This is a genomic window from Pantoea sp. Cy-640, from assembly GCF_011752635.1.
In the GTDB taxonomy this organism is placed as follows: domain Bacteria; phylum Pseudomonadota; class Gammaproteobacteria; order Enterobacterales; family Enterobacteriaceae; genus Pantoea; species Pantoea dispersa.
On sequence record NZ_VWXB01000001.1, the window covers coordinates 367309 to 394167 of the forward strand.

Genomic DNA, 26859 nt, shown 5'->3' on the forward strand with positions numbered 1-26859 from the left:
TCAGTTTGTTGCCGGGTGACCCGAAATGAAGAAATCGACGTTATTGGATCAAAATGAAGCCACGACGCTGCTCTCACAAATGGTGCAGCGCCTGCCGCTTTCCGATACACATTTTCGTCGTATCAGCCAGCTGATCTATCAGCGCGCGGGCATCGTGCTGGCCGACCACAAACGCGAGATGGTTTACAACCGTCTGGTACGTCGGCTGCGCATGCTGAATATTGATGATTTTGGTCGCTATCTGGCGCTGCTGGAGCAGGACCCGAACAGTGCTGAGTGGCAGGCGTTTATTAACGCACTGACCACCAACCTGACCTCATTTTTCCGTGAGGCGCACCACTTCCCGATTCTGGCAGAGCATGCGCGCAAACGCAGCGGCAACTACAGCGTGTGGAGCACCGCCGCCTCAACCGGTGAAGAGCCGTACTCGATTGCCATGACGCTGGCGGAAACGCTGGGCACCGGACCAGGGAAATTTTCCGTCCATGCCAGTGATATTGATACCCAGGTGCTGGAGAAAGCGGTAGCGGGCGTTTATCGCCAGGAGGAGCTGCGCACCTTATCGCAGTCGCAGCTGCAGCGCTTCTTCCTGCGCGGCACCGGCCCGCACGCCGGTATGGTGCGCGTGCGCAGCGAGCTGGCCAACATGGTGAACTATGCGCAGCTCAATTTACTGGCGCACGACTGGGCGTTGCCGGGGCCGTTCGACGCGATTTTCTGTCGTAACGTGATGATCTATTTCGATAAAGAGACGCAGGAACAAATTCTGCGCCGTTTTGTCCCCCTGCTGAAGCCGGGCGGTCTGCTGTTTGCCGGGCATTCGGAAAACTTCAGTCAGATCAGTAAAGAGTTCTGGCTGCGTGGACAGACTGTCTATGGACTGACCAAGGAAAGACGATGAGCAAAATCACCGTGATGTGCGTGGATGATTCCGCGCTGATGCGCCAGTTGATGACGGAGATCATCAACAGCCATCCCGATATGGAGATGGTCGCGACGGCGCCGGACCCGCTGGTAGCGCGGGATTTGATCAAACAGTACAACCCGCAGGTGCTGACGCTGGATGTCGAAATGCCACGCATGGATGGCCTCGACTTCCTCGAAAAACTGATGCGCCTGCGGCCGATGCCGGTGGTGATGGTTTCGTCGCTGACCGGTAAAGGATCGGAAGTGACGCTGCGTGCGCTGGAGTTAGGCGCGGTGGATTTCGTCACCAAGCCGCAGCTCGGCATCCGTGAAGGCATGCTGGCCTACAGCCAGATGATCGCCGACAAGATTCGCGCCGCCGCGCGCGCCAAACTGCATGCGCGTGCCGCCACGCCGCAGCCGGTGATGCTGAAAGCGGGACCGCTGCTGAGCAGTGAAAAGTTGATTGCTATCGGCTCTTCAACCGGCGGCACCGAGGCGATTCGCCATGTGCTGCAGCCGCTGCCGGCCACCAGTCCGGCGCTGCTGATTACGCAGCATATGCCGCCCGGTTTTACCCGCTCGTTTGCCGAGCGGCTGAACAAGCTGTGCCAGATCACCGTAAAAGAGGCGGAAGACGGCGAGCGTATTTTGCCCGGCCACGCCTATATCGCGCCGGGCGCGATGCACATGGAGCTGGCGCGCAGCGGTGCCAACTACGTGGTGAAACTGAACGACGGACCGCCGGTGAACCGCCATAAACCGTCGGTGGACGTCCTGTTCCGCTCGGTCGCGGTCAACGCCGGGCGAAATGCAGTGGGGGTCATTCTGACCGGCATGGGCAACGACGGCGCGGCCGGGATGCTGGAAATGCACCGCGCCGGCGCGTGGACCATCGCCCAGGATGAAGCCAGCTGTGTGGTATTTGGTATGCCGCGCGAAGCGATAGCGATGGGCGGCACCAGTGAAGTGGTCGATCTGGGCCACATCAGCCAGCATATGCTGGCCAAAATTAGCGCCGGACAGGCATTGCGAATTTAACGAGCCGGTCCTGCCGGACAAGACAACACAGGAGTAGATATGGCTGATAAAAATATGCGCTTTTTGGTAGTGGACGACTTCAACACGATGCGTCGTATCGTCCGTAACCTGCTGAAAGAGCTGGGATTCAATAACGTGGAAGAGGCCGAGGATGGCGTCGACGCCCTGACCAAACTGCGTGCAGGCGGCTTCGATTTCGTTATCTCTGACTGGAACATGCCGAACATGGACGGTCTGGAACTGCTGCAGACCATTCGTGCCGACGCCACGCTGGGCAAACTGCCGGTGCTGATGGTGACCGCCGAAGCCAAGAAAGAGAACATCATCGCCGCCGCGCAGGCCGGTGCCAGCGGTTACGTGGTGAAGCCTTTCACCGCCGCCACGCTGGAAGAGAAGTTGGGCAAAATCTTCGAAAAACTGGGTATGTAAGGAGATGTGATGAGCGACCTTCCGAAACCAACTGAAGAAGCTTCGGCACACGAGATTATTGCCCGGATTGGCTCTCTGACACGTATGCTGCGTGACAGCCTGCGCGAACTGGGGCTGGATCAGGCCATTGCCGAAGCGGCAGAAGCGATTCCGGACGCGCGTGACCGTCTGGATTATGTGGTGCAGATGACCGCACAGGCAGCGGAACGTGCGCTGAACTGTGTGGAAGCGGCGCAGCCACACCAGGACCAGATGGAAGCCGGCGCCACCCAGCTGAAAGGCCGCTGGGATGCCTGGTTTGAAAACCCGATCGAGCTGGCGGATGCACGCGAGTTGGTTTCGGATACGCGCCAGTTCCTTGACGACGTTCCGTCTCACACGGCGTACACCAACAAGCAGCTGCTGGAAATCATGATGGCGCAGGATTTCCAGGACCTGACCGGTCAGGTAATCAAGCGCATGATGGATGTGATCCAGGAGATCGAACGCCAGCTGCTGATGGTACTGCTGGAGAACATGCCGGAAGCCAATGCGGCGGCACGTAAAGAGGGCAACAGCCTGCTGAACGGTCCGCAGATCCATGCTAACGCGCCAGGTGTGGTTTCCAGCCAGGACCAGGTTGACGACCTGCTGGACAGTTTAGGTTTTTAATGCTGATCGGGTATTCAACCCGCATCCGAACCCTCTCCCGCCCGGGAGAGGGGAACGCACGACGCGGTTTCCCGTCTGATCGCCCTGCATGCCCGCGGGTGGCGTAAATTCTGAAACATAGCAAGACAAGTCCTACGTTGGCGCGAGGATATGTTAAGGTAACCTCGTACAGTTTTGTGAGCTACTTCAAATTCTAAACTGAAACGACTACTCTTTTGCTATGCTGCCATTGGTTCTGACCCGCAAAATTTTCGCTGCTGTAACTTTAGGGGCCCCTGTACTGGCGGCCGTTGCGCCTGCGCAGGCCTTCACTGACAACAGCGACGTCTCCGCCACACCGTTTGCCGATCCGGCACGTTTCCAGAAAATCGCTGATGAATTACCGGCGCTGGGCTATCAGGACGATACGTCGGCGTTCAGTAAAAAGCTGGCGGGCATTGCCAAAAGCATCGGCGAGGCCAGCCAGAACAGCGACAGCGATACCACGCTGGGTCAGCAGGCCGGAATCTGGGCGTTTAACCATTTTCGTGATGAGGTTGCCACCCGGGTGGCGGATGAAGGGCAGTCGCTGCTGTCGCCTTATGGCCAGGCACAGATCGATCTCAACGTCGATATGGAGGGCAACTTCAGCGGCAGCGGGGCTTCGCTGCTGACGCCATGGGCCGATCGCTACAATTACCTCACGTTCAGCCAGCTGGGCGTGCACCAGACTGATGACGGGCTGGTGGGCAATGCCGGGCTGGGACAGCGCTGGGTGGCCGGCAGCTGGCTGCTGGGCTATAACGGCTTCGTTGATCGGCTGTTTGACAGCGGCTTGCAGCGCGCTTCGCTGGGCACCGAGGCCTGGAGCGACTACCTGCGCTTATCCGCCAACTACTACACGCCGCTGTCCGGCTGGCGCAATCGCAACCCGTTCCAGCAGCAACGGCTGGCGCGCGGGTATGATGTCACCACTCAGGGCTATCTGCCGTTTTACCGCCAGCTGGGCGTGTCGGTCAGCTGGCAGCAGTATCTCGGCAACAATGTCGATCTGTTTAATTCCGGCAATAGCTACCACAATCCTTCAGCGCTGACGCTGGGCGTCTCCTACACGCCAGTGCCGCTGGTCACCGTATCGGCCAGCCACAAAACCAGTAATGAAGGCGAGAGCCAGGATCAGCTCGGCTTACGTCTTAATTACCGTTTTGGCGTGGCGCTCAGTCAGCAGCTCAATCCGGATAACGTCGCCGCCGCGCGTTCGCTGCGCGGTAGTCGCTATGATTTGGTCACGCGCAGCAATACGCCGGTGCTGGAGTTCCGCCAGCGTAAAACCCTGTCGGTATTCCTCGCCACGCCGCCGTGGCAGCTCAATGCGGGCGAGAGTTTGCCGCTGAAACTGCAGATCCGCAGTGCACATCCAATCAGTAAAGTCAGCTGGCAGGGCGATACGCAGGCGCTGAGCCTGACGCCGGGAGCCGATCCCAACGACCCGCAGGGCTGGAGTATTATTATGCCCGCGTGGGATGCGTCGCCTGAGGCGAACAACAGTTATCGCCTGTCGGTGACGCTGGAGGACAGCAAGCAAAATCGCGTGACTTCCAACTGGATTACGCTGCAGGTGCAGCCGCCGGTGATGCTGGATCAGGGGGGCGAAAACCGCTTCGACCTGCTGGCACCATAATCAGCGCGGCACCAGAGAAAAAGGGCAGCCGGAGCTGCCCTTTGCTGCATCCTCAGCCGACACTTGCCGGGATGCCATGAGGGTAAATCATCATCAGAACTGGTACACCAGACCTACCGCGGTAATATCGTCGGTTTTCAGGCGCAGCGCGTTGTCATCTTTCAGCAGGTTGATGCGGTATTCGCTGTAGACCGACATGTTCTTGTTGAAGTAGTAGGTGGCACCCACGGACGCGTATTTGAACAGCCAGGCGTCGCCGACGTTTTCAATATTTTTGCCCTTTGAGCTCACGTAGCCCAGCGACGGACGGAAACCGTTCAGGAACTGATACTGCGCCACGGCTTCAAAATTCACCGCTTTGTTGGCGAACCCGATGTTACCGATTGGCGTAGCGTTGTGGGATTCGCCGTAGATGGTCGCCAGATAGAGCTGGTTAGCATCATATTTCACCCCGGTTTCCCAGTGTTCGGCTTTATCACCTCTGCCGTAGGTGGCAAGGTTTTGCGCGCTGACGCGATTGAGGCTGGCATAGGCGGCAACCGCGCTCAGGCCAAAGTCGGTATCATACGAGGTGGAAAGGGCGAAACCATCACTGTTGGAGCGGCGTACCGCCAGGTTTGGCGTTGCCGCGCTGTCGCTGCGCTCGTTCTTGCCTTCGTACTGCGCTGCGACGTTCCAGCCTTTAACCAGACCGAAGAAATCTTTGTTACGCCAGGTCAGCACGCCGGTGGAGCGACCGGACAGGAAAGCATCGACATAACCGGAATCACCGCCGAAGAAAGGCAGCATATCGGTATAGCCCAGCACGTCATAAATCAGACCATAGTTACGGCCATAGTCGATCGAACCAAACTGCGCGAACTTCAGACCCGCATAGCCGAGGCGGGTTTTGTTACCGGCCTGCGCATCGGCACCTTCCGTGTTACGCAGGCTGAACTGCGATTGCCAGAAACCGTAGCCGGTCAGCTGATCGGTAATTTTGGTTTCGCCCTTAAAACCGATACGGACATACGATGAGGTATCACCATCATTGGTGGTGTCATCGGAGAACAGGTGCGACACGTTAATTTTGCCGACCAGATCCAGCTTGTTACCATCCTTATTATAGATTTCAGCGGCCTGAGCCACAGAAAATCCCAGCAGCAATGGCATGACTGCTGCCAGTAAAGTGCGCTTCATCATTTATATTTTTACCCTGTGTTATTTTTTAATTTTTTAAGCCCCTGGTGGGGTGACAAGAAAATGACACAAAAGGATAAAGATCAGTAGTGCAATAGTTGTAACAAATAATTTCTTATTGGCTATTTGTGCGATTTTTATACGCCAATTCCATTATTCGGAAATGTGAATCGCTTTTACTTATCATGATTGAGTGAGCGTTTAATCGACGATTAATATTTATATTATTGATAAATAATGATTAAACTAAGAAGGGTATGACTTAATGAAAATAGCGCTTTATTGCCTTAAATAGCACAAGCCTATGCCTTAAAGTTCAATGCTTATGAATCAAAGCAGGCTGATAGTCACGCCGTAAATTATCCGCATTGACGCACTGTGTCGGTTTATTTCAGGCTAAATAATATCCCGATCTTTAATACGACTAATTACCGGCCAGCCTGGCACAGGGTAGTCAGAATAAGTTAATCAGTTGTTACTAATAAGCGACCGACCTGCACCACGCCGATGCCTGAACCGGGCTGTCACTTGCACCCGCTGAGCGCAGCGCGCCCCAAAATGGCGCAGCAGACGCCTCATTTTGGCGAAATATCTGCTGTGCGATCACAAAAGCAATATTTCATTTTGCGAATGCATAAATCCGCTAAACAAATTACTACGGTGCCGCTGTCATCGGATGGTTATTCACTTTTTATGCATTAAATGTGCATAGCGAAAGGGTGTAACTTATTGATATTTCGTTGCCGAACCTGATTTATGCATTTTTTCCTCTGGCTGGCACGTTAACTGCACTCTATAGTCGAGCTGCAACTCAGCAACTTTTAACAATTTTAAAACAAAAGCTTCACCCGAAGTGAGGCAGGAGAAATGGCTATGTCACTGCAGGTTTCACGTCACGATTTCGATCAATGGATGATGCCGGTTTATGCCCCTGCGGCTTTTGTGCCGGTGCGTGCCGAAGGTTCTACGCTGTGGGATCAGCAGGGCAAAGAGTACATCGATTTTGCCGGTGGCATCGCGGTGAACGCGCTTGGCCATGCCCATCCCGCGCTGCAGCAGGCACTGACCGAGCAGGCCGGTAAACTGTGGCACACCGGCAACGGCTACACCAACGAACCGATTCTGCGCCTGGCGAAGCAGCTGATTGATGCCACCTTTGCCGACCGCGTGTTCTTCTGTAACTCCGGGGCGGAAGCCAATGAGGCCGCGCTGAAGCTGGCGCGTAAAGTGGCGCACGACCGTTTCGGCGCCGAAAAAAACGGTATCGTCGCCTTCACCAATGCCTTCCACGGCCGTACCCTATTCACCGTTTCAGCCGGCGGACAGCCCGCCTATTCGCGCGATTTCGCCCCGTTACCGCCAGCCATTCAGCATGCCACCTTTAACGATCTGGCCTCGGCGGCGGCCTTAATTAATGACCAGACCTGCGCGGTCATCGTCGAGCCGATTCAGGGCGAGGGCGGTGTATTACCGGCCGATCCAGCGTTCCTGCGCGGACTGCGCGAATTGTGCGACCGCCATCAGGCGCTGCTGATTTTTGATGAAGTGCAGAGCGGCGTCGGCCGTACCGGCTCGCTGTATGCCTATATGCATTACGGCGTCACGCCGGATGTGCTGAGCACCGCCAAAGCGCTGGGCGGCGGCTTCCCCATCGGTGCGATGCTGACGCGTGAAGATCTGGCGCAGGTGATGGGCGTCGGCACGCACGGCACCACCTACGGCGGCAACCCGCTGGCCGGGGCGGTGGCCGGTAAAGTGCTGGAGCTGATCAATCAGCCTGAGTTTATGGCTGGCGTTGCCGAGCGGCATCAGTGGTTTGTCACGGCGCTGCAGGAGATCAACCAGCGGCTGCCGGTGTTTAAAGAGATTCGCGGCCTGGGCCTGCTGATTGGCGCGGTGCTGAATGACGATTTTGCCGGTAAAGCCAAACAGTTCAACCTGACGGCGGCGGAAGAGGGCGTGATGGTACTGATCGCCGGTGCCAGCGTGGTGCGCTTTGCGCCGGCGCTGAACATCAGCGAGCGTGAAGTAAAAGAAGGGCTGGCGCGCTTCGAACGCGCCTGCGCACGCGTGCTCAAAGGAGCCACATCATGATGGTGATCCGCCCCGTCGAACGTGACGATTTGCCGCAACTGCTGGCGCTGGCGGGGAAAACCGGCGGCGGTCTGACCTCGCTGCCCGCTGACAGCGAGACGCTGAAGGCGCGCATTGAGCGCTCGCTGCAAACCTGGCAGGACGCGCTGCCGCGCGCTGAACAGGGCTACGTGTTTGTGCTGGCGGATAGCAGTGACAATCGCGCCGTCGGCATCTGCGCCATTGAAGTGGCGGTAGGTTTGCAGGATCCCTGGTACAACTTCCGCGTCGGTACCCAGGTACACGCCTCGAAAGAGCTGAACGTTTACGCCAGTTTGCCGACGCTGTCGCTGAGTAACGATCACACCGGCAGCAGCGAACTGTGCACGCTGTTCCTCGATCCTGACTACCGCGACGGAAAAAATGGCCATCTGCTGTCCAAGTCGCGCTTTCTGTTTATGGCGAATTTCCGCGAGCGCTTCATGAAGCACGTGGTTGCGGAGATGCGCGGCGTCAGCGACGAGCAGGGACATTCGCCATTCTGGGATAGCGTGGGCAGCCGTTTCTTCTCCATGGAGTTTCGCCAGGCCGATTTTCTCAGCGGCACCGGGCAAAAAGCTTTTATCGCAGAACTGATGCCCAAGCATCCGCTGTATATCCACTATCTGTCGGAAGCGGCACAGCAGGTGATTGGTGAAGTCCACCCGAAAACCGCGCCGGCGCGCGCGGTGCTGGAAGCCGAGGGTTTCCGCTATCTTAACTATATCGACATCTTTGACGGCGGCCCGACGCTGGAGTGTGAGATCGACCGCATCCGCGCCATCCGCAAGAGCAAAGTGCTGACCGCCAGCGAAGGCGAAGCCGAGGCGCACTGGCCGCTGTGTCTGGTGGCGAACTGCGACTATCAGCAGTTCCGCGTGGCGCTGCTGCCGGTCGATATCGCATCCGGTCAGGTTCTGATTAATCAGCAGCAGCGCACCGCGCTGCGCTGCGACTATGGCGATTCGCTGCGGGTGGTTACCCTGGGTCGCGAGGAGAATAACGCATGACGCATTTTATCAACGGTGAATGGCAGCCGGGCAGCGCGGAGACGCTGAGTAAACACAATCCGGTGAGTGGCGAGATCTTATGGCAGGGTAACGCCGCTTCTGCTGCGCAGGTGGCGGCGGCCTGTGAGGCGGCTCGCGCGGCGTTCCCGGCATGGGCACGTCTGCCGTTTGCTGCCCGCCAGGCGCGGGTAGAGGATTTTGCTCGTCTGCTGGAGCGGGATAAAACCGAGCTGGCGGCGATCATCGCACGTGAGACCGGCAAACCGCGCTGGGAAACGCTGACCGAAGTGCAGGCGATGATCAATAAAGTGGCCATTTCGATTAAGGCTTATCACACCCGCACCGGCGAGCAGGCCGAAGGTGAGAGTTCACTGCGCCACCGGCCGCACGGCGTGCTGGCGGTGTTCGGCCCGTATAACTTCCCCGGCCATCTGCCAAACGGACATATCGTGCCGGCGCTGCTGGCGGGCAACTGCGTGTTGTTTAAACCGAGCGAACTGACCCCCGCCACCGCAGAGAAAACCGTGCAGCTGTGGCAGGAAGCGGGCCTGCCGGCGGGTACGCTGGCGCTGTTACAGGGCGGACGCGATACCGGCCAGGCGCTGGCGCAGGCGGAGCAGATTGACGGCCTGCTGTTTACCGGTAGCGCGGCCACCGGCTATCACCTGCATCGCCAGTTCGCCGGACAGCCGGAGAAAATGCTGGCGCTGGAGATGGGCGGCAACAATGCGCTGATTGTGGAAGATCCGGCCGACATCGATGGCGCGGTGCATATCGCCATTCAGTCGGCGTTCATTACCGCCGGCCAGCGCTGCACCTGCGCGCGTCGTTTGCTAGTGAAACGCGGTGCGGCGGGCGATGCCTTCCTGCAGCGTCTGGTCGAGGTGAGTGCGCGCCTCAGGCCGGCAGCGTGGGACGCCGAACCGCAGCCGTTTATGGGCAGCGTGATTTCGCCCGCCGCCGCCGGGCAGATCTTCGCCGCCTGGCAGCAGCGGGTTGAGTTGGGTGGCAAGGTGCTGCTGGCGATGCGCTGGCCGGATCGCGACAGCGCGATTATCACGCCCGGCATCATCGACATGACCGGCGTCGCCGGACTGCCTGACGAAGAGGTGTTCGGACCGCTGCTGCAGGTCATCCGCTACGATCATTACGCGCAGGCGATTGGCCTCGCCAACGACACGCGCTACGGATTGTCGTGCGGGCTGGTGTCACCACAGCGTGACCAGTTTGATCAGCTGCTGCTGGAAGCGCGCGCCGGCATCGTGAACTGGAATAAACCGCTGACCGGCGCCGCCAGTTCGGCACCGTTTGGCGGCGTGGGCGCCTCCGGTAATCACCGTGCCAGCGCCTGGTACGCGGCAGATTACTGCGCCTGGCCAATGGCCTCGCTGGAGAGCAGCAGCTTAGCGCTGCCGGGCAGCCTGTCGCCAGGGCTCGATTTTGCTGCTTCAGGAGCGACATCATGAAGGCGTTTGAAGCAAACTTTGATGGTCTGGTCGGCCTGACGCACCACTACGCTGGCCTGTCGTTTGGCAACGAAGCCTCCACGCGCAATCAGCTGCAGCCCTCCAATCCGCGGCTGGCGGCCAAACAGGGGCTGCTGAAAATGAAGGCGCTGGCCGACATGGGCTATGTGCAGGGCGTTATCCCTCCGCACGAGCGGCCCAACCTGCCGCTGCTGCGCCAGCTGGGATTCAGCGGCAGCGATGCGCAGGTGCTGGCCAAAGCAGCCCGGCAGGCACCGCAGTTGCTGTCAGCGGCCAGTTCGGCGTCGGCGATGTGGGTGGCCAATGCGGCCACGGTTTCGCCATCGGCCGACAGCGCCGACGGCAAAGTGCATTTGACCGTTGCTAACCTCAACAATAAGTTTCACCGGGCGATTGAAGCGCCGGAAACCGCCGACCTGCTGCGCGCCATCTTCCGCGATGGCCGCCACTTCAGCGTACACGACGCGCTGCCGCAGGTGGCGCTGTTTGGTGACGAAGGCGCAGCCAACCATAACCGCTTCGGCGCTGACTATGGCGCGCCCGGCGTGCAGCTGTTTGTCTACGGCCGCGACGGCCAGCAGCAGGGCAGCGCACCGGCGCGCTATCCGGCGCGCCAGACGCGTGAAGCCAGCGCGGCGGTGGCGAGACTGCATCAGCTGGATGACGCGCGCACGCTGTTTGCTCAGCAAAATCCGGCGGTGATCGATCAGGGGGTGTTCCACAACGACGTAATCGCCGTCAGCAATCAGCAGGTGTTTTTCTGCCACGAAGAAGCGTTTGTCGACCAGCCCCAGCTGCTGCAACAGCTGGCGGATCAGGTGCCGGGCTTCCAGCCGGTTGTGGTGCCGCGCGATCGCGTGTCAGTGGCCGATGCGGTGAACACCTATCTGTTTAACAGCCAGCTGCTGCAGCATCCGGACGGCGGCATGCGGCTGGTGCTGCCGGAAGAGTCGCGCCAGCATCCCGGCGTGTGGCGCTACCTGAGCGAGCTGGTGGAGAGCGGCGGCCCGATTCGTGCGCTGCAGGTGTTTGATCTGCGTGAGAGCATGTGCAACGGCGGCGGACCGGCTTGTCTGCGTCTGCGCGTGGTGTTAACCGAGGCGGAGCGTCAGGCCGTCAATCCGGCGGTTCTGATGAACGATCGCCTGTTTACGCGTCTGAATGACTGGGTGGATCGTCACTATCGCGACCGCCTGACGCAGGCCGATCTGGCCGATCCGCAGCTGCTGAGCGAAGGGCGAAGCGCGCTGGACGAGCTGACACAGCTGCTAGACTTAGGCAGTGTCTACGCGTTTCAGCGTTAACGCCGGGGGCAAATGTGTTGCCCCCTGTGTCAGAAAGGAGTGAACATGCAGGACTTTTTACAGCAAACCCTGTCAGGCAGGCCGCCCGCGCAGCGGCAGGGCAGTAACGCCCACCTGCACTGGCAGTGGCATGATGAGGGCATACTATCCCTGACACCGCATACGCCCACGCAGCAGGCGCTGGTCCTCTCCGCCGGGATTCACGGCAACGAGACCGCCCCGGTGGAGATCCTCAACCTGTTGCTGACGCCGCTGCTGCAGGGGGAAAAACCGCTGGCCGTGCGCCTGCTGGTGATCCTCGGCAACCCGGCGGCGCTGCGCAGCGGCAAACGCTACCAGCATTATGATATCAACCGGCTGTTCGGTGGCCGCTGGCAACAGGTAGCCGACGTGCCGGAGGCGCAGCGTGCGCTGCAACTGGAGCAGGCGCTGGAAAAATTCTGGTGCGAGTGCCTCGATCACGAAATTCGCTGGCATCTCGATTTGCACACCGCGATTCGCGGTTCGTGGCATACGCGCTTTGGCGTGATGCCGCTCAACAGCCAGCCGTGGCCAGCAGATTTTTTACACTGGCTGGCAGCGGCCGAGCTGGAGGCGCTGGTGTTTCACCGTGCGCCGGGCGGCACCTTCACCCACTTCAGCTGTGAACACTACGCGGCAGCCAGCTGTACGCTGGAGCTGGGAAAGGCGCTGCCGTTTGGCGAGAACGATCTCACTCAGTTCAGCGGCGTGCAGCGTGCGCTGGCGGCGCTGCTGTACGGTGAGGCGCTGCCGCCGGTGCGCGAGACGCCGCGCCATTACCGCGTGGCGCAGCAAATCACCCGGCACGGCGAGCAGTTTGTTCTGCATATGGGCCCGGAAACCCTCAACTTCACGGCTTTCCCGCAGGGCACGCTGCTGGCAGAAGAGGGTGAGCGGCGCTATTACGTGCAGCAGGCGCGTGAATATGTGCTGTTCCCCAATCCCAACGTGGCACCGGGCCTGCGCGCCGGGCTGATGCTGGTAGAGGAAAGTGAGCAGACCCAGGCGCTGGAGTTGTAATCGAAAGCTTTACCCGGCAATCCCTCCTCTCCCTGTGACGGGAGAGGTCACGGGTGAGCAAATTAACGACATTTTCCCTTCCGCAAAACCGACAAAGCCATTACACTCCTCCTTAATTCCTGCGCTTTCCCCTTGATCGTCATACTCTTTTGCAATTCCTCACGCATTTCTTCGCAATCTCTCCATGATTGCCCGATAACTGTCTTTTATGCTTGCAGGGCTTTACTCAGCCTCTGAGTAGTTGACGTTCAGCGTCGTATGCTTGTTTCCGAAGACGCGACACAGGCTGTCGTCATTAAACTGAAAAGTAAGGACAATATTATGCGTAAACTGACCTCCCTGTTTCTGGCTACCGCAATGGCTTTCGGCGCCGCCAATATCGTCCATGCTGCGGCTGACAACCTGACGCCGCCGCCAGCGGGCAGTGAAAAACCGATGCACAAGCCGATGCGCCACCACGGCATGGACATGATGTTCAAAGACCTCAACCTGACCGACGCGCAGAAAACCCAGATTCGCGACATCCTGCGTGACAGCCATAAAGACATGAAGCGTCCATCGCTGGAAGAGCGTCGTGCTAACCACAGCATCATCGCATCCGACACCTTTGACCGTGCCAAAGCAGAAGCGCAGGCAGACAAAATGAGCGCCAATGCGAAAGAGCATGCGCTGAAGATGCTGGAAACCCAGAACAAGATCTATAACGTGCTGACGCCAGACCAGAAGAAGCAGTACAACGCCAACTTTGAGAAACGTCTGACAGAAAAAGGCCCGCATGACGGTAAAATGCCGCCACCGCCGGCTGATGGCGAATAAGCCGTTTAGCTCACCGGTTTGAGACCGCCGACGTTGTCCATGGCACACGCTGCTTTGGGCAGCGTCGGCGGTTTTGCGTTATAGCTCAATCAGCGGATAAACGCCGGACAGCAGCGGTCGGCAGAGAATTTTGTAGCCGTCATGGTCGAAGCCGTGACGCGCACGCTGCAGCTGACGCGCTTCCTGCTCACTGCTGACCGATCCCAGCCAGAACCAGTGATCGATGACGTGAATCTGCGTCATCTCCGTCCCGCGCTCCACCATACCCACCGGGCCCTGCCACGGCCAGCACACCACGCGCAGCTGCTCCAGCCCTGCCAGCAGGCGCTCCTGATGCGCCGCCAGCGGTTCCGCCCCGCAGCAGGCACCGGCACAGCGTTTAAGCGCCGCGCGGAAACAGCCGCGTCCCGGCTGCAGGCGCTCTAATCCCAGCAGGCCGTGACACAGGCGCAGCTCATCGGCAAGGCTTTTCAGTTTCTCTAACGCGGCAAAGCGGCTGCGGAATAGCCCGTACAGGTCAGGCGAGGAGGAGAAATCGAGATCGCGCGCGTACACCACCTGCGGTGCGCCGTCGCCCAACTGCAGCGAGCACAGCTGGCGGTTTTTGCGCAGGCGCTTATTGAACAGCGGCTGCTGCGTTTTGATCATCTGCGCTTCGAGCAGCTGTGCGCCCACGTCCCCGGCGGTGGGGATCCAGCTGACGCGGCGCGCCTGGCGCAGCATGCTGGCTTCATCCGCCGTGCGAAAATGGGCCATCACCCGGCTGCGCAGGTTGATACTCTTGCCGATGTACAGCGGCAGGTTGTCGTTATCACCGTGGAAAGTGTAAACGCCCGGCTGATTAGGCAAGCCTTCCAGCCACTGACGCAGATGTTCGGGATATTGATAGATAGCCGCCGCATCAAATTCGAGGCGATGGCGGTTTGCTCGTCTGACCAAAGAACGCTCCGCTTACTGGTTGTGCATACAGTATATCAGCGTGCGCGTTTTCCCGCCAGCGGGGGTGTGAAGAGGCAGGCTTCCCGCCGGGGGAGCGGGAAGCCACAGGAATTACTTCTTCCAGAAATCGTCGAACACGGTGATCGGCGGACGACGTTTATGCTCGGTTTTGGTATACCAGCCTTCAATGATTTTCGCCGCGTCGGCGTCGATGGTTTTGCCTTCGAGGAAATCATCAATCTGCTGATAGGTTACGCCTAGTGCCACTTCATCCTGCAGACCGGGACGATCGTCCTCCAGATCGGCGGTGGGGTGCTTGAGATAGAGGTGTTCCGGGCAGCCGAGCGCTTTCAGCAGCTGTTTGCCCTGGCCCTTGTTGAGGCGGAAAATCGGGTTGATGTCGCTGCCGCCGTCGCCGTACTTGGTAAAGAAGCCGGTCACCGCTTCTGCGGCGTGATCGGTGCCGACCACGACGCCTTTGGTCATGCCGGCAATGCTGTACTGGGCTTTCATGCGTTCGCGCGCTTTCTCGTTACCGCGCACAAAATCCGACAGGGCAATGCCCGCCTCCTGCAGCGCGCGCTCGCTGGCCAGTACCGCTTCTTTGATGTTGACCACCAGCGTGCGATCCGGCTGGATGAATGCCAGCGCATCCTGACAATCCTGCTCGTCAGCCTGCACGCCATACGGCAGGCGCACGGCGATAAAGCTGTAGTCGTGATCGCCGGTCTCTTCACGCAGTTCAGTGATAGCAGTCTGCGCCAGCTTGCCGGTCAGCGTTGAGTCCTGACCGCCGCTGATGCCGAGCACAAGGGTTTTGATAAACGGATGGGCTTTCAGATAGGACTTCAGAAAATCGACGCTGACGCGGATCTCCTGCTGCGGGTCGATAACCGGTTTAACACCCAGGGCCTGAATGATTTCCTGCTGCAGTGACATGAACCTCTCCTCAAGTCGGTAGCCTGACGGCACAATGCGAATCATGTGCTAAAGCTAACGCCTCCGCAGAAAAACAACAAGCCGAACGGCTTGTTGTCCGGTGTTTCTGTTGGCAATTCAGGCGCTTTTTGGTTTCTGCGCCAGCAGCATGAACATCACAATGGCCAGCATAAAGCAGCCAAAGATGGTAGCCGTCATGCTGATTACCGAGGTGCCGCCGAGGCCGGTGATTGGTACGCTGAGCGCGCCGAGCGAGAACATCGCAACGCCGATCACCGCCGAGGCGCTGCCGGCGCGGTGGCCCTGGCTCTGCATCGCCAGCGATGACGCGGTGGTGGCGATCACGCCGTTACTGGCGATGGTGAAGAACAGCGCCACCAGCACCAGCGGCAGCGGCGCGCCGCTCACGCCGGCCAGCAGCAGGCAGCTGGAGGCGACAAACGCCAGCGTCAGGCCGCCCTTCAGCACGCGATATTCGCCCCACAGCGGACAGAGCCGGGCGCTGGTCTGGGAAGCAATCACCAGGCCAATACCGTTCGCCGCAAAGCACAAGCTGAACGCCTGCGGTGACAGGCCGTAAATCTGCTGCAGTACAAATGGCGAGGCACCGATATAAGCAAACATGCCGGACATCATGAAGCCCTGCGTCAGGCAGAAGCCCATAAACGGCCGGTGGGTGATGACCTGGCCGAGCGCCGCCCAGGCGGAGAAGATCGATCCCTGGCTACGGCGTTCGGCCGGCAGGGTTTCGCGCAGCTTCCAGCGCGCCAGCAGAATCAGCAGCACGGCAATCGCGCCCAGCACTACAAAGATGCCGCGCCAGTTCAGCACCGTCATCAGCGCACCGCCCAGCACCGGCGCACCAATCGGCGCCAGGCCATTCACCAGCATCAGCAGGGCAAAAAAGCGCGTCAGCTCATGGCCGCTATACATATCGCGGGCAATGGCACGCGACAGCACCGCGCCGCCGGCACCGGCCAGCCCTTCAAACAGGCGCGCCACCAGCAGAGCGTGAATATCCTTCGCCAGCGCACAGCCAATTGAGGCGATGAACAGCAGCGCCAGCGACAGCAGCAGCGGACGAATACGGCCAAACTTATCGCTCATCGGACCAAACAGCAGCTGTCCGGCGCCCAGCCCCAGCAGACCGGCGGTCAGACTTAGCTGGGCGGTGGCGGTTTCGCTACCGAGGTCGCGCGCCAGTTCAGGCAGGGCAGGCAGATAGAGATCGATACAAAGCGGCCCGAGCGCGGCGAGCAGGCCGAGCGTGATGGCATAAACCAGCCGGTTAGGGTGTGCAGGTGTCATTGATCCTCTGTGTTATTTTTGGCTTTAAGATGTATCTTGCGCCGCGATTATACGGAGCCGGTGACGGCAACACAGCATCTTTACGTAATCCTGACGCTTCAGAACTGACCGAAAGCACCGCCATTGAGTTGATAAATCTGGAATTATGTTCCAGGCTTAGTGGGACATGGACAAAGTATGAGGAACAACAAGATGAATAAAGTGCTGGGATGTATCGCTGCCGCTATGACGCTGGCAGCCCTGTCTGGTTGTACAACTTACGATCGTGCGGAAAGCTACGTGACTAAGCCTGTGGTGAAGGATGTGAAAAAAGGCATGACGCGTGAACAGGTGCGCCAGATTGCCGGACCGGCGTCAACCGAAATCACCATGGTTCACGCACGGGGTACCTGCCAGACCTACGTGATTGGTGAGCGTGATGGCAAACAGCAGACTTACTTTGTGAGCTATAACGACACCGGTCGCGTCATGAACTACGGCTTCCAGAGCTGTAAGGATTACGATACCGATCCGCAAGCCGCGCAGTAACGGCAGCAGAATAACAAACGGCCCGTCTCAGACGGGCCGTTTTTCTTTGTGCGCTTACAGCCCATACGGCCGCGGCACCTCAATGTAGCTGCCGCTGATCTCGCGCTGATAGTAGTGACCATCCTGCACGTAGTAGCGTTTGCCATTGTAATCCAGAACGCGCATGGCGCTGGCCGGTGGGCCATCCGGTGGCTGGACCACCACGTAGGTGTCGCCCTGCCGCTGGTAGTAGCTACCGTTCAGCAGGTAGTAGGTCAGTCCGCCAATCAGCACGGCGGTCGCGGCCTCCGGCAGAAAACGCAGCGGTCCGGGATGTCCCCAGCGGGGTCCCGGACCACCCCAGTGCGGGCCGGGTCCCGGACCCCAGCCATACGGATGAGCAAAACTTACAGTTGGCGCTATCAGGGTTAACGCCAGTATTGAGGCGATAACGTTTTTCATGGGGGTTCTCCTGCGGTAACTCCCCGCAGCATTCGCCTTTCAGCGCGCAAACTCAAGCAAAAAACCGTCGATTTTGCCTCCGTTTACCATGCTTAACGCTTTCCTGACGTTAGCGCCACGATTGCGGAAAAAAGTGCAGAAAACGGCAAAAAAAACGGCAGGCTTTGCGGCCTGCCGTTACGGGAAAACGGGTTACTTAGCGGTGCGCCAGTTCCGCGTGTTCGTCGCTCTCCAGCACTTTTTTGTCGGTCATACCCAGCCAGCGGCTGGTCAGTGAACCGGCGGTCATCGAGCCGTTAACGTTGAGCGCGGTACGGCCCATATCAATCAGCGGTTCGATGGAGATCAGCAATGCCACCAGCGTGACCGGCAGTCCCATCGCCGGCAGGACGATCAGCGCGGCAAAGGTCGCGCCGCCACCGACGCCCGCCACACCGGCTGAGCTCAGCGTGACAATACCGACCAGCGTGGCGATCCATACCGGGTCAAACGGGTTGATACCCACGGTCGGCGCTACCATCACCGCCAGCATGGTGGGATAGAGGCCGGCACAGCCGTTCTGGCCGATGGTCGCGCCAAACGAGGCTGAGAAGCTGGCGATGGATTCCGGTACGCCCAGACGACGCGTCTGTGTCTCCACGTTCAGCGGAATACTGGCAGCGCTGGAACGGCTGGTGAAGGCAAAAGTAATCACCGGCCAGACTTTACGGAAGAAGCGCAGCGGGTTGATACCGTTGATTGACAGTAGCAGCGCGTGAACGCCAAACATGATTGCAAGGCCGAGATACGAGGCCACCACAAAGCCGCCCAGCTTGATGATGTCCTGCAGGTTGGAACCGGCAACCACTTTGGTCATCAGCGCCAGCACGCCGTACGGCGTCAGCTTCATGATCAGACGGACCAGCTTCATCACCCAGGATTGCAGGGTATCAATCGCCACCAGCACGCGCTCGCCTTTGGCTTTGTCATCTTTCAGCAGCTGCAGCGCCGCCACGCCGAGGAACGCAGCGAAAATCACTACGCTGATGATCGACGTTGGATTGGCACCGGCCAGATCGGCAAACGGGTTTTTCGGGATAAAGGAGAGCAGCAGCTGCGGCGTACTCAGATCCGCGACTTTACCAACGTAGTTGCTCTGGATGGCGCTCAGACGCGCGGTTTCCTGCGCGCCCTGTACCAGTCCCTCGGCGCTAAGGTGGAACAGGCCGGTCACCAGCACGCCCACCAGTGCGGAAATGGCGGTGGTAAACAGCAGCACGCCGATGGTCAGCACGCTGATTTTGCCCAGCGACGAGGCGTTATGCAGCCGCGCCACCGCGCTGAGGATCGAGGCAAACACCAGTGGCATGACAATCATCTGCAGCAGCTGAACATAGCCGTTGCCGACGATGTTGAACCAGCCAATCGACTCTTTCACCACCGGGCTGTTTTCGCCATAAATGGCCTGCAGTGCCAGGCCAAAGATCACCCCCAGCACCAGGCCGGTCAGCACGCGCTTCGACAGGCTCCAGCTCTGGTTGCCGACGCGGTTTAACGCAATCAGCAGCGCGACAAATGCCACGATATTGATGTTCAGAGGAATATTCATTGTTAACTCCTAAAGGTCGCCACGCGATCGCGCCGCGTAACCGAAAATAGCAGAGGGATCCTCTGTAACTGTCGCGGCATGGTACCAGTTGGCCCTGCGGGAACAATATATCTAAATCGTCTGGGTTATAACTAAATGGAATTTAAGGCGATTATTTCAGCAATCGCTGGCAGAAGGAAAAACACTTCAGCGCGTACTGCCGTTCACCAGCCGGCCAATGCCGTTCTGCAGATTATTGAACAGCTGCTCCGGCCAGCCGTTGGCGCCAAACGACGGCATGCCGGGCGGGAACCACAGCGCATAACCCACCAGAGCGAGGCACAGCGCGCGCTCCAGCTGATTGCCTTGCTGGCTGTTGAGGATAGGCAGGCGAAAGCGCCAGCGGCACGGCCACAGCAGCGGCACGCCGGCGGGCGTCAGCATATCGGCGACAATGTGGCTCAGATAGCCGAGCGTCATGCCCTGCAGGACATCCGCTGGCAGGAACCAGTCGGCCGGCACGTTAATCTGAAACAGCCACAGGCTGACCGCCACCGCCAGCAGGCTATGGGTAAAGCCGCGATGGCCAAAAGCGCGGGCTATCGGCTGCGACAGCCATTTTAGCCGCTGGCCCAGCACCGATTTAGGGTGATCGATATCCGGCAGCAGGCAGGTCAGCAGCGCAGCCGGCACCAGATGCCACCAGTCGGCACTGGCCATCACCGGCGTCAGTTCGGCGCGTTTGGCAAATATCGCACTGGCGATGGCAAAAATGATATGGCCTTCGGCCGTCATGATGGAACCTGGCTGCAAAAACTGTCGATGCATCCAGTATAGGGATTTATCCAGTAAATGAGAACGGTGACGCTGTAACGAAGAGTGAATTTTTTGCTGACCCGCGCCTGAAAAAAGCGCGGGAAATTAACGGTCTGGCTTACTTTTGCGCCTGGCAACCGGGCGAAACATCAGCCAGGCGTAACGCGCGATGCACACCGATCAGTTAAACAGATGTTCCGCCTGCAGCTGCGTCAGGTTTTCCAGTTGCACATTGGCCAGTGCCCAGCGCGCATCGTGGCGATGTTCGGCGGCAGGCACCACAATGGAACGCATGCGCGCGGCTTTGCTGGCGATCATGCCGTTGAACGAGTCTTCCAGCGCCACGCAGTTGAGCGGATCAACCCCCAGCTTTGCTGCAGCATCCAGATACACCTGCGGATGCGGTTTGCTGTAAGGCAGCGCTTCAGCCGAGGCGAGGGCGCTAAAGTAGTGACGCAGGTTGAACATCTCCAGCACGCGTTCCAGCATCGCCAGCGGAGACGCCGAGGCCAGCGCAATCGCCAGGCCCTGTTGCTGACACAGCTGCAGCGCCTGCTCTACGCCAGGCAACAGCGGCCGCGTCTCTTCGACCAGCGCCAGCGCGCGGGCAATAATGCGCTGAGTGACTTCGGCCTGATCCGGTCCGTTCCACGGCAGCGCCTCGTACCACATGCGCACGGTTTGATCGATGCGCAGGCCGAGCGTATCCGGCAGCTCGTGGCGGCGGCTAATATCCACATTCAGGCTGGCAAACACCTCCAGCTCGGCGCGATCCCATAGCGGTTCAGAATCAATCAGTAAGCCATCCATATCAAAAATAGCGGCCAGCACAGGGCGACGATAGGTCATACAACAGCTCCATTGACAGTTTGCCCTACCTTAACATGGGCGGCGGCGAAAACCGACTTACGGCAGGTTACGCATTTTTCAGGAAAATTTGCTGTAGTGCAGGTAGACTTAGGGCAAAACTACTGTTTGTGAAGGGAAGACACCATGACGTATCAACAGGCTGGCCGCATCGCCATCCTCAAGCGAGTGGCTGGCTGGGTGATTTTTATTCCGGCGCTGTTATCCACCCTTATCTCCATCTTAGGCTTCATGTTTAAACACAGCGAAAAGCAGCCCGGCATTGACGCCGTGATGCTCGACTTCGTGCATGTGATGGTGGATATGATTAAGTTCAACACGCCGTTTCTCAATGTGTTCTGGAACAATTCGCCGGTGCCGGAATTTAACGGCGGGGCCAATATTGGCTTCTGGCTGATCTATATCCTGATATTCGTGGGCATCGCTTTGCAGGCCTCGGGCGCACGCATGGGGCGTCAGGCGCGCCATATTAAAGAAGGCGTTGAAGACCAGATGATTCTGGAACAGGCGAAGGGCAGCGAAGGGCGCACGCGGGCGCAGCTGGAAGAGAAAATCCATGTGCCGCGCCACACCATTTTGCTGCAGATTTTTCCGCTGTATATTCTGCCGGTGATCATCGCCGTGGCCGGTTACTTCGTGTTGAAACTGCTCGGTATGCTGTAAAGCGTCAGGCCGGTCTGACCTGGCGCTGGCCCAGCGCATCCTCCTCCAGCAACTGGCCGATAGCGAACTGCGCTTCGCCGGCCCAGTTGCCGCCAAAGACGTTGGCGCGGTTGAGCAGATAGTAGAGCTGATACACCGGCTGACGCTGCGAGAAGCCTTCCGGCAGCGGCCACACCGCATGATACCCTTCGTAAATCTGGCGCGGCAGATCGGCGTAATAGCTGAGCATCGCCAGGTCGCATTCGCGATCGCCCCAGTAGCAGGCGGGATCGAACAGCCACGGGCCGCTGGCGCTGCCGGCGCAGTTGGCCGGCCACAAATCACCATGCAATAACGACGGTTGCGGATGATGGCTGGCGAGGCTGCGCTGCACGCAATCCACGATCAACTCCATGTCACCGTAGTGCACGCCTTTCTCCGCCGCCAGCTGCAGCTGCCAGCCGATGCGCTGTTCGGCGAAAAAAACCGACCATTTGCGTAACCAGCTGTTGGGTTGCGGCGTGGTGGTGATGTTGTTGTCGAAGTCGAGACCAAACTGCGGTTGCTCGCTCCACTGGTGCAGATGGGCCAGCTGCTGGCCGAGCTGGAATGCGCTTTGGGCGTCGAGTGGCTGCGGGGGAATGTATTCCAGTAGCAGAAAGCTGGTGTCACGATCGTTACCGACGCCGTAGACCTTCGGCACGCGTACCGTGTGGGTGCGCGCCAGCAGATCAAGCTGGTCGGCTTCCCAGCTGAACAGCGTCAGCATGTCGCGCGTGTTGCATTTGACGAACACCTCCAGCTCACCGTAGCGCAGGCGCCACGCCGGATGAATATCGCCACCGGGTAACTCATGACGTTCCGTGATTTCGGCATCGCCGGCGTACTCGCTTAACAGACGACTAATGGCTGACCACATCGGGTAATCCTCTTTATTCGCTGCGTAAGGTCGATTGTAACGCGCAAAACTTGCACAACTCCAGCGGCAATGCGCAATTTGCGGATTGCGTCAGGCTTGCGCTTTGAGAAACGCTTCCAGCGTGGTGACATCAGCGTCCGGCTGCTGATCAAGTGCCACTGCCGCCAGCCCGGCGGCGTGTTCCGCCAGCGCCTGCTCCTCCAGTGCACTGACAATGCCAAAGCTGTTGGTGCCCAGCTCATGCGGATGGCCATCCGCATCGTGTAACGTGGTGCTGTAACCGCCGTTAACCATCGCGCTATTCAGCGCCTGTAGATCGCCGAGACCCCTTTCCTGATAACGGAAGGTGACAACGTAATGCTTAAGATCATGATCGCTCATCTTTTCACCTCATTGTTATCGAACAGATTTCAGCGTAGACCAGCGCCTGCGATAGAGCGAATTCTGCACAATCGCCCGGCGGCGCACAGCGTAAAGTCCTGTCAGGGGCGGCAGAAAATTCTTGTAGCATTTAAGCTGTTATTTGGTTATTTGCCGCCTATAATGCGCGCCGGAAATGGGAAGATTCCCAATCCACAAGCGGTGCCAGCGCAAAACCTGGCGATTCTGGTGCTTTCATACTTTTTTACAAAACTTACCGTAAATTGCATTGATTGCCCGGGAAAATTCTCCAGACTCATCTCTTTTTCAACTGTCGTACGGGTTACCTTTTAATGAAAGCCTTCAATAAGCTGTCCGCTGTTTTGTTGCTCTCCGCCGGAGCATTTTGTCACCAGGCCTTTGCAGATAACGCTGTCTTCACCTCAATGGATGACCCTTCTACGGCAAAAAAACCGTTTGAAGGCACCGCGTCAGCCGGTTACCTGGCACAGACCGGTAACACCACCAGCTCATCGCTGACCGCGTCAACCAGCATGACCTGGTATCAGACCTCAACGGCGTACAGCCTGTGGGGTAACGCCGCGAATACCTCATCCAACGATGAGCGCTCGTCGGAAACCTATAACATCGGTGGCCGTAGCCGTTATAACCTCAACAGCGCTGACTACCTGTTCGGTCAGGCGAGCTGGCTGAGCGACCGCCTGAACGGTTATGATTCACGCGATGTCCTGACCGCCGGTTACGGTCGTCAGATCCTCAACGGTCCGGTGCACTCGCTGCGTGCTGAATTCGGTCCGGGTGTCCGTTACGATGACTTCCACGATGGCGGCCACGAAACCAAAGCACTGGGCTACGGCGCGCTGAGCTATCAGTGGCAGCTGACTGACACCACCAAATTCATCCAGGGTGTGTCGGTGCTGAGCAGCTTTGGTGAAGACACCACGCTGAACTCCGAAACCGCACTGCAGGTGGCGATCAACGACCACTTCGCGCTGAAACTGGGCTACAACGTCACCTGGAATAACAATCCGCCAGAATCTGCGCCAGACCGTACCGATACCAAAACCACGGTCCAGCTCTCTTACGCGATGTAAACCAGAGCGCATTGTTACACCGTCGCCCGGCCTGTGCCGCGCGGCGGTTTTTTTTGATCTCTCTTTGGCTTAGCGCATTTCTTCGCGGGTTTTGCTCACTGCGGAAAGCTGTTATCATCGATGCCGCTTTACGCGCCTGGCGTCATTCCGACAGTGTGGGTCTGACATCGCGCCAGGTTAACCAAACAAAACTCAGTGTTGCATGTAGGCTTTCGTGTGGCTTACCACTGCAATTAAGGATATGAAATGCCAGTAATTACTCTTCCTGATGGCAGCCAGCGCGTATTTGACCGTCCGGTCAGCGTGATGGACATTGCGCTGGATATCGGTCCGGGTCTGGCGAAAGCCTGCATTGCCGGTCGCGTCAATGGCGAACTGGTGGATGCGGTTGATCCGATCACCAGCGATGCGCAGGTCGCTATCATCACCGCGAAAGATGAAGCCGGTCTGGAAATTATTCGTCACTCCTGTGCGCACCTGTTAGGGCATGCGATCAAACAGCTGTGGCCGAATACCAAAATGGCCATCGGTCCGGTTATCGATAACGGCTTCTATTATGATGTCGATCTCGACCATACGCTGACTCAGGAAGATCTTGAGCTGCTGGAAAAGCGCATGCACCAGCTGGCTGAGACCAATTACGACGTCGTGAAGAAGAAGGTGAGCTGGCAGGAAGCGCGTGACGTGTTTGCTGCGCGTGGCGAAAGCTACAAAACCACTATTCTCGACGAAAACATCAGCCATGACGATCGTCCTGGCCTGTATCATCATGAAGAATACATCGACATGTGCCGCGGTCCGCACGTGCCGAATATGCGTTTCTGCCATCATTTTAAACTGCAGAAAATCTCCGGAGCCTACTGGCGCGGCAACAGCGACAACAAAATGCTGCAGCGTATTTACGGTACGGCCTGGGCAGACAAGAAACAGCTGGCGGCGTATCTGCAGCGCCTGGAAGAGGCCGCGAAGCGCGATCACCGTAAAATCGGTAAGCAGCTCGATCTCTACCATATGCAGGAAGAAGCACCGGGTATGGTATTCTGGCACAATGACGGCTGGACAATCTTCCGCGAGCTGGAAGTGTTTGTGCGCACCAAGCTGAAAGAGTACGACTACCAGGAAGTGAAAGGTCCGTTCATGATGGACCGCGTGCTGTGGGAAAAAACCGGGCACTGGGACAACTACAAAGAAGCGATGTTCACCACCTCTTCAGAGAACCGTGAATACTGCATCAAACCGATGAACTGTCCGGGTCACGTGCAGATCTTTAACCAGGGTCTGAAATCGTACCGCGACCTGCCGCTGCGTATGGCGGAGTTCGGTAGCTGTCACCGTAACGAACCGTCAGGTGCGCTGCACGGTCTGATGCGCGTGCGCGGCTTTACCCAGGATGACGCCCACATCTTCTGTACTGAAGATCAGGTGCGTGATGAAGTGAACAGCTGCATCCGCATGGTCTATGACATGTACAGCACCTTCGGTTTTGAAAAAATCGTGGTGAAACTGTCTACGCGCCCTGAGAAGCGCATTGGCAGCAATGAGATGTGGGATCGTGCCGAAGTGGACCTCGCCGAAGCGCTGAAAGAGAACAACATTCCGTTCGAATATCAGCCGGGTGAGGGCGCCTTCTACGGCCCGAAAATTGAGTTTACGCTGCACGATTGTCTCGATCGCGCCTGGCAGTGCGGCACCGTTCAGCTAGACTTCTCCCTGCCGAAACGTCTGGACGCCACCTACGTGGGCGAAACCAACGATCGTCAGACGCCAGTGATGATTCACCGTGCGATTCTGGGTTCGATGGAGCGCTTCATCGGGATTCTGACCGAAGAGTTCGCCGGTTTCTTCCCGAGCTGGCTGGCGCCGGTACAGGCAGTGGTGATGAATATCACCGACGGCCAGGCAGAATATGTCAGTGAATTGACGAAGAAATTGCAGAATGCTGGCATTCGTGTCAAAGCAGACTTGAGAAACGAGAAGATAGGCTTTAAAATCCGCGAGCACACATTACGTCGCGTCCCTTACATGCTGGTCTGCGGTGAGAAAGAGGTGGAAGCAGGAAAAGTTGCCGTGCGCACCCGCCGTGGTAAAGACCTCGGGAGCATGGACGTAGATGTGTTTGTTGAGAAGCTGCAACAAGAGATTCGCAGCCGACATCTTCACCAATTAGAGGAATAAGGTTATTAAAGGCGGAAAACGAGTACAACCGACGCGTCCGAACCGTATCAACGGCGAAATCCGTGCCACCGAAGTGCGCTTAACTGGCGTAGACGGCGAGCAACTTGGCATTGTCTCACTGCGCGAAGCGATTGAGAAAGCAGAAGAAGCTGGCGTAGATTTAGTTGAAATTAGCCCGAACGCCGAACCGCCGGTTTGCCGCATTATGGATTACGGCAAGTTCCTTTATGAAAAGAGCAAATCTTCTAAGGAACAGAAGAAGAAGCAAAAAGTTATCCAGGTCAAGGAAATCAAATTCCGTCCTGGTACCGATGAAGGCGACTATCAGGTAAAACTCCGCAGCCTGATTCGTTTTCTGGAAGAGGGCGATAAAGCCAAAATCACGCTGCGTTTCCGTGGTCGTGAGATGGCGCACCAACAGATCGGTATGGAAGTGCTTAACCGCGTGAAAGAAGATCTGAATGAACTGGCAGTGGTCGAATCCTTCCCGACGAAGATCGAAGGCCGCCAGATGATTATGGTGCTCGCACCTAAGAAGAAACAGTAGGCTTTCAAGTAATAATGCCGCGTAGCGTTCGCGCTGCGCGGATTTTTATTCGCCTGTCTG

General features: G+C 58.1%; 26 protein-coding genes. 16 read left to right on the forward strand and 10 right to left on the reverse strand.

Annotated elements, in window-relative coordinates; all coding sequences use genetic code 11:
• Window positions 1–25 precede the first annotated feature (25 nt).
• The 5 genes from cheR to F3J36_RS01825 all read left to right on the forward strand — a co-directional run bounded on the left by cheR (window position 26) and on the right by F3J36_RS01825 (window position 4687).
• Window positions 26–901 carry a protein-glutamate O-methyltransferase CheR gene (cheR, locus tag F3J36_RS01805; RefSeq protein WP_031279190.1) on the forward strand — a complete coding sequence of 292 codons (876 nt, stop codon included), beginning with the start codon at window positions 26–28 and terminating at the stop codon, window positions 899–901.
• A complete protein-coding gene (locus F3J36_RS01810; protein ID WP_021506273.1) occupies window positions 898–1947 on the forward strand; it encodes a chemotaxis response regulator protein-glutamate methylesterase in 1050 nt (349 codons plus the stop codon). Before cheR ends, F3J36_RS01810 begins: the two co-directional genes overlap by 4 nt.
• Window positions 1948–1986: 39 nt before the next feature.
• A complete protein-coding gene (cheY, locus tag F3J36_RS01815; RefSeq protein ID WP_021506272.1) occupies window positions 1987–2376 on the forward strand; it encodes a chemotaxis response regulator CheY in 390 nt (129 codons plus the stop codon).
• A gap of 9 nt (window positions 2377–2385) precedes the next feature.
• Entirely contained in the window at window positions 2386–3027 is a 642-nt protein-coding gene (gene cheZ, locus F3J36_RS01820; RefSeq protein ID WP_058757663.1) for a protein phosphatase CheZ, read from the forward strand.
• Window positions 3028–3247: 220 nt separating this feature from the next.
• Window positions 3248–4687, forward strand: a complete 1440-nt coding sequence (locus tag F3J36_RS01825) for a YchO/YchP family invasin (RefSeq protein WP_166718725.1) — start codon at window positions 3248–3250, stop codon at window positions 4685–4687.
• Window positions 4688–4780: 93 nt separating this feature from the next.
• On the opposite strand, the gene F3J36_RS01830 is transcribed toward F3J36_RS01825, so the two are convergent.
• Entirely contained in the window at window positions 4781–5869 is a 1089-nt protein-coding gene (locus tag F3J36_RS01830) for a porin (protein WP_305848950.1), read from the reverse strand.
• A gap of 870 nt (window positions 5870–6739) precedes the next feature.
• Between F3J36_RS01830 and F3J36_RS01835 the strand changes: the two genes are divergently transcribed.
• The 6 genes from F3J36_RS01835 (at window position 6740) to spy (ending at window position 13636) form a co-directional block, all read left to right on the forward strand.
• Complete coding sequence (locus tag F3J36_RS01835; protein WP_058757664.1) at window positions 6740–7960, forward strand: aspartate aminotransferase family protein; 1221 nt, start codon at window positions 6740–6742, stop codon at window positions 7958–7960.
• Entirely contained in the window at window positions 7957–8988 is a 1032-nt protein-coding gene (gene astA, locus F3J36_RS01840) for an arginine N-succinyltransferase (protein ID WP_058785638.1), read from the forward strand. Before F3J36_RS01835 ends, astA begins: the two co-directional genes overlap by 4 nt.
• Window positions 8985–10454 (forward strand): succinylglutamate-semialdehyde dehydrogenase, encoded by a 1470-nt coding sequence (gene astD / locus F3J36_RS01845; RefSeq protein ID WP_166718726.1) that lies wholly within the window; start codon window positions 8985–8987, stop codon window positions 10452–10454. Before astA ends, astD begins: the two co-directional genes overlap by 4 nt.
• Window positions 10451–11779 (forward strand): N-succinylarginine dihydrolase, encoded by a 1329-nt coding sequence (astB, locus tag F3J36_RS01850; protein WP_166718727.1) that lies wholly within the window; start codon window positions 10451–10453, stop codon window positions 11777–11779. The genes astD and astB overlap by 4 nt, the downstream gene beginning before the upstream one ends.
• Before the next feature lie 45 nt (window positions 11780–11824).
• Entirely contained in the window at window positions 11825–12820 is a 996-nt protein-coding gene (gene astE, locus F3J36_RS01855; RefSeq protein ID WP_166718728.1) for a succinylglutamate desuccinylase, read from the forward strand.
• 321 nt (window positions 12821–13141) lie between these two features.
• Complete coding sequence (gene spy, locus F3J36_RS01860) at window positions 13142–13636, forward strand: ATP-independent periplasmic protein-refolding chaperone Spy (protein WP_021506263.1); 495 nt, start codon at window positions 13142–13144, stop codon at window positions 13634–13636.
• Between the two features lie 78 nt (window positions 13637–13714).
• Here spy and cho read toward each other — a convergent pair whose 3' ends face one another.
• The 3 genes from cho to F3J36_RS01875 form a co-directional block, all read right to left on the reverse strand.
• On the reverse strand, window positions 13715–14575 hold the full coding sequence (cho, locus tag F3J36_RS01865) for an excinuclease Cho (protein ID WP_088515872.1): 861 nt from the start codon (window positions 14573–14575) through the stop codon (window positions 13715–13717).
• Window positions 14576–14686: 111 nt separating this feature from the next.
• Window positions 14687–15514, reverse strand: a complete 828-nt coding sequence (nadE, locus tag F3J36_RS01870; protein WP_021506261.1) for an ammonia-dependent NAD(+) synthetase — start codon at window positions 15512–15514, stop codon at window positions 14687–14689.
• A gap of 117 nt (window positions 15515–15631) precedes the next feature.
• The gene (locus F3J36_RS01875) at window positions 15632–16822 is read right to left on the reverse strand and encodes a multidrug effflux MFS transporter (RefSeq protein ID WP_058785642.1); all 1191 of its coding nucleotides are present in this window, start codon (window positions 16820–16822) and stop codon (window positions 15632–15634) included.
• 192 nt (window positions 16823–17014) lie between these two features.
• Here F3J36_RS01875 and osmE point away from each other — a divergent pair, with 192 nt between their 5' ends.
• Complete coding sequence (osmE, locus tag F3J36_RS01880; protein WP_021506259.1) at window positions 17015–17350, forward strand: osmotically-inducible lipoprotein OsmE; 336 nt, start codon at window positions 17015–17017, stop codon at window positions 17348–17350.
• A gap of 54 nt (window positions 17351–17404) precedes the next feature.
• On the opposite strand, the gene F3J36_RS01885 is transcribed toward osmE, so the two are convergent.
• The 4 genes from F3J36_RS01885 to hxpB form a co-directional block, all read right to left on the reverse strand.
• A complete protein-coding gene (locus F3J36_RS01885; RefSeq protein WP_166718729.1) occupies window positions 17405–17791 on the reverse strand; it encodes a DUF6515 family protein in 387 nt (128 codons plus the stop codon).
• A gap of 196 nt (window positions 17792–17987) precedes the next feature.
• Entirely contained in the window at window positions 17988–19379 is a 1392-nt protein-coding gene (locus F3J36_RS01890; protein ID WP_166718730.1) for an L-cystine transporter, read from the reverse strand.
• A 186-nt stretch (window positions 19380–19565) separates the two neighbouring features.
• Entirely contained in the window at window positions 19566–20153 is a 588-nt protein-coding gene (locus F3J36_RS01895; protein WP_021506256.1) for a metal-dependent hydrolase, read from the reverse strand.
• Between the two features lie 201 nt (window positions 20154–20354).
• Entirely contained in the window at window positions 20355–21023 is a 669-nt protein-coding gene (gene hxpB / locus F3J36_RS01900; protein ID WP_058757670.1) for a hexitol phosphatase HxpB, read from the reverse strand.
• 144 nt (window positions 21024–21167) lie between these two features.
• Here hxpB and F3J36_RS01905 point away from each other — a divergent pair, with 144 nt between their 5' ends.
• Window positions 21168–21704 (forward strand): YniB family protein, encoded by a 537-nt coding sequence (locus F3J36_RS01905; protein WP_166718731.1) that lies wholly within the window; start codon window positions 21168–21170, stop codon window positions 21702–21704.
• A 4-nt stretch (window positions 21705–21708) separates the two neighbouring features.
• On the opposite strand, the gene F3J36_RS01910 is transcribed toward F3J36_RS01905, so the two are convergent.
• On the reverse strand, window positions 21709–22602 hold the full coding sequence (locus F3J36_RS01910; RefSeq protein ID WP_058776250.1) for a fructosamine kinase family protein: 894 nt from the start codon (window positions 22600–22602) through the stop codon (window positions 21709–21711).
• A gap of 90 nt (window positions 22603–22692) precedes the next feature.
• Complete coding sequence (gene ghoS / locus F3J36_RS01915; protein ID WP_166718732.1) at window positions 22693–22983, reverse strand: type V toxin-antitoxin system endoribonuclease antitoxin GhoS; 291 nt, start codon at window positions 22981–22983, stop codon at window positions 22693–22695.
• Window positions 22984–23315: 332 nt separating this feature from the next.
• On the opposite strand from ghoS, the gene F3J36_RS01920 reads away from it, so the two are divergent.
• From F3J36_RS01920 to infC, 3 genes are all read left to right on the forward strand, one after another.
• Window positions 23316–24077 (forward strand): YdiY family protein, encoded by a 762-nt coding sequence (locus F3J36_RS01920; protein WP_031279185.1) that lies wholly within the window; start codon window positions 23316–23318, stop codon window positions 24075–24077.
• A gap of 246 nt (window positions 24078–24323) precedes the next feature.
• Window positions 24324–26252, forward strand: a complete 1929-nt coding sequence (thrS, locus tag F3J36_RS01925) for a threonine--tRNA ligase (RefSeq protein WP_166718733.1) — start codon at window positions 24324–24326, stop codon at window positions 26250–26252.
• Window positions 26253–26256: 4 nt separating this feature from the next.
• On the forward strand, window positions 26257–26799 hold the full coding sequence (gene infC / locus F3J36_RS01930) for a translation initiation factor IF-3 (protein ID WP_058757673.1): 543 nt from the start codon (window positions 26257–26259) through the stop codon (window positions 26797–26799).
• Window positions 26800–26859 lie beyond the last annotated feature (60 nt).

Coding starts and splice junctions, on each gene's coding strand:
- cheR (WP_031279190.1), top strand. CDS start 26: ATGAAGAAATCGACGTTATTGGATCAAAATGAAGCCACGACGCTGCTC.
- F3J36_RS01810 (WP_021506273.1), top strand. CDS start 898: ATGAGCAAAATCACCGTGATGTGCGTGGATGATTCCGCGCTGATGCGC.
- cheY (WP_021506272.1), top strand. CDS start 1,987: ATGGCTGATAAAAATATGCGCTTTTTGGTAGTGGACGACTTCAACACG.
- cheZ (WP_058757663.1), top strand. CDS start 2,386: ATGAGCGACCTTCCGAAACCAACTGAAGAAGCTTCGGCACACGAGATT.
- F3J36_RS01825 (WP_166718725.1), top strand. CDS start 3,248: ATGCTGCCATTGGTTCTGACCCGCAAAATTTTCGCTGCTGTAACTTTA.
- F3J36_RS01830 (WP_305848950.1), bottom strand. CDS start 5,869: ATGATGAAGCGCACTTTACTGGCAGCAGTCATGCCATTGCTGCTGGGA.
- F3J36_RS01835 (WP_058757664.1), top strand. CDS start 6,740: ATGTCACTGCAGGTTTCACGTCACGATTTCGATCAATGGATGATGCCG.
- astA (WP_058785638.1), top strand. CDS start 7,957: ATGATGGTGATCCGCCCCGTCGAACGTGACGATTTGCCGCAACTGCTG.
- astD (WP_166718726.1), top strand. CDS start 8,985: ATGACGCATTTTATCAACGGTGAATGGCAGCCGGGCAGCGCGGAGACG.
- astB (WP_166718727.1), top strand. CDS start 10,451: ATGAAGGCGTTTGAAGCAAACTTTGATGGTCTGGTCGGCCTGACGCAC.
- astE (WP_166718728.1), top strand. CDS start 11,825: ATGCAGGACTTTTTACAGCAAACCCTGTCAGGCAGGCCGCCCGCGCAG.
- spy (WP_021506263.1), top strand. CDS start 13,142: ATGCGTAAACTGACCTCCCTGTTTCTGGCTACCGCAATGGCTTTCGGC.
- nadE (WP_021506261.1), bottom strand. CDS start 15,514: ATGTCACTGCAGCAGGAAATCATTCAGGCCCTGGGTGTTAAACCGGTT.
- F3J36_RS01875 (WP_058785642.1), bottom strand. CDS start 16,822: ATGACACCTGCACACCCTAACCGGCTGGTTTATGCCATCACGCTCGGC.
- osmE (WP_021506259.1), top strand. CDS start 17,015: ATGAATAAAGTGCTGGGATGTATCGCTGCCGCTATGACGCTGGCAGCC.
- F3J36_RS01885 (WP_166718729.1), bottom strand. CDS start 17,791: ATGAAAAACGTTATCGCCTCAATACTGGCGTTAACCCTGATAGCGCCA.
- F3J36_RS01890 (WP_166718730.1), bottom strand. CDS start 19,379: ATGAATATTCCTCTGAACATCAATATCGTGGCATTTGTCGCGCTGCTG.
- F3J36_RS01895 (WP_021506256.1), bottom strand. CDS start 20,153: ATGACGGCCGAAGGCCATATCATTTTTGCCATCGCCAGTGCGATATTT.
- hxpB (WP_058757670.1), bottom strand. CDS start 21,023: ATGACCTATCGTCGCCCTGTGCTGGCCGCTATTTTTGATATGGATGGC.
- F3J36_RS01905 (WP_166718731.1), top strand. CDS start 21,168: ATGACGTATCAACAGGCTGGCCGCATCGCCATCCTCAAGCGAGTGGCT.
- F3J36_RS01910 (WP_058776250.1), bottom strand. CDS start 22,602: ATGTGGTCAGCCATTAGTCGTCTGTTAAGCGAGTACGCCGGCGATGCC.
- ghoS (WP_166718732.1), bottom strand. CDS start 22,983: ATGAGCGATCATGATCTTAAGCATTACGTTGTCACCTTCCGTTATCAG.
- F3J36_RS01920 (WP_031279185.1), top strand. CDS start 23,316: ATGAAAGCCTTCAATAAGCTGTCCGCTGTTTTGTTGCTCTCCGCCGGA.
- thrS (WP_166718733.1), top strand. CDS start 24,324: ATGCCAGTAATTACTCTTCCTGATGGCAGCCAGCGCGTATTTGACCGT.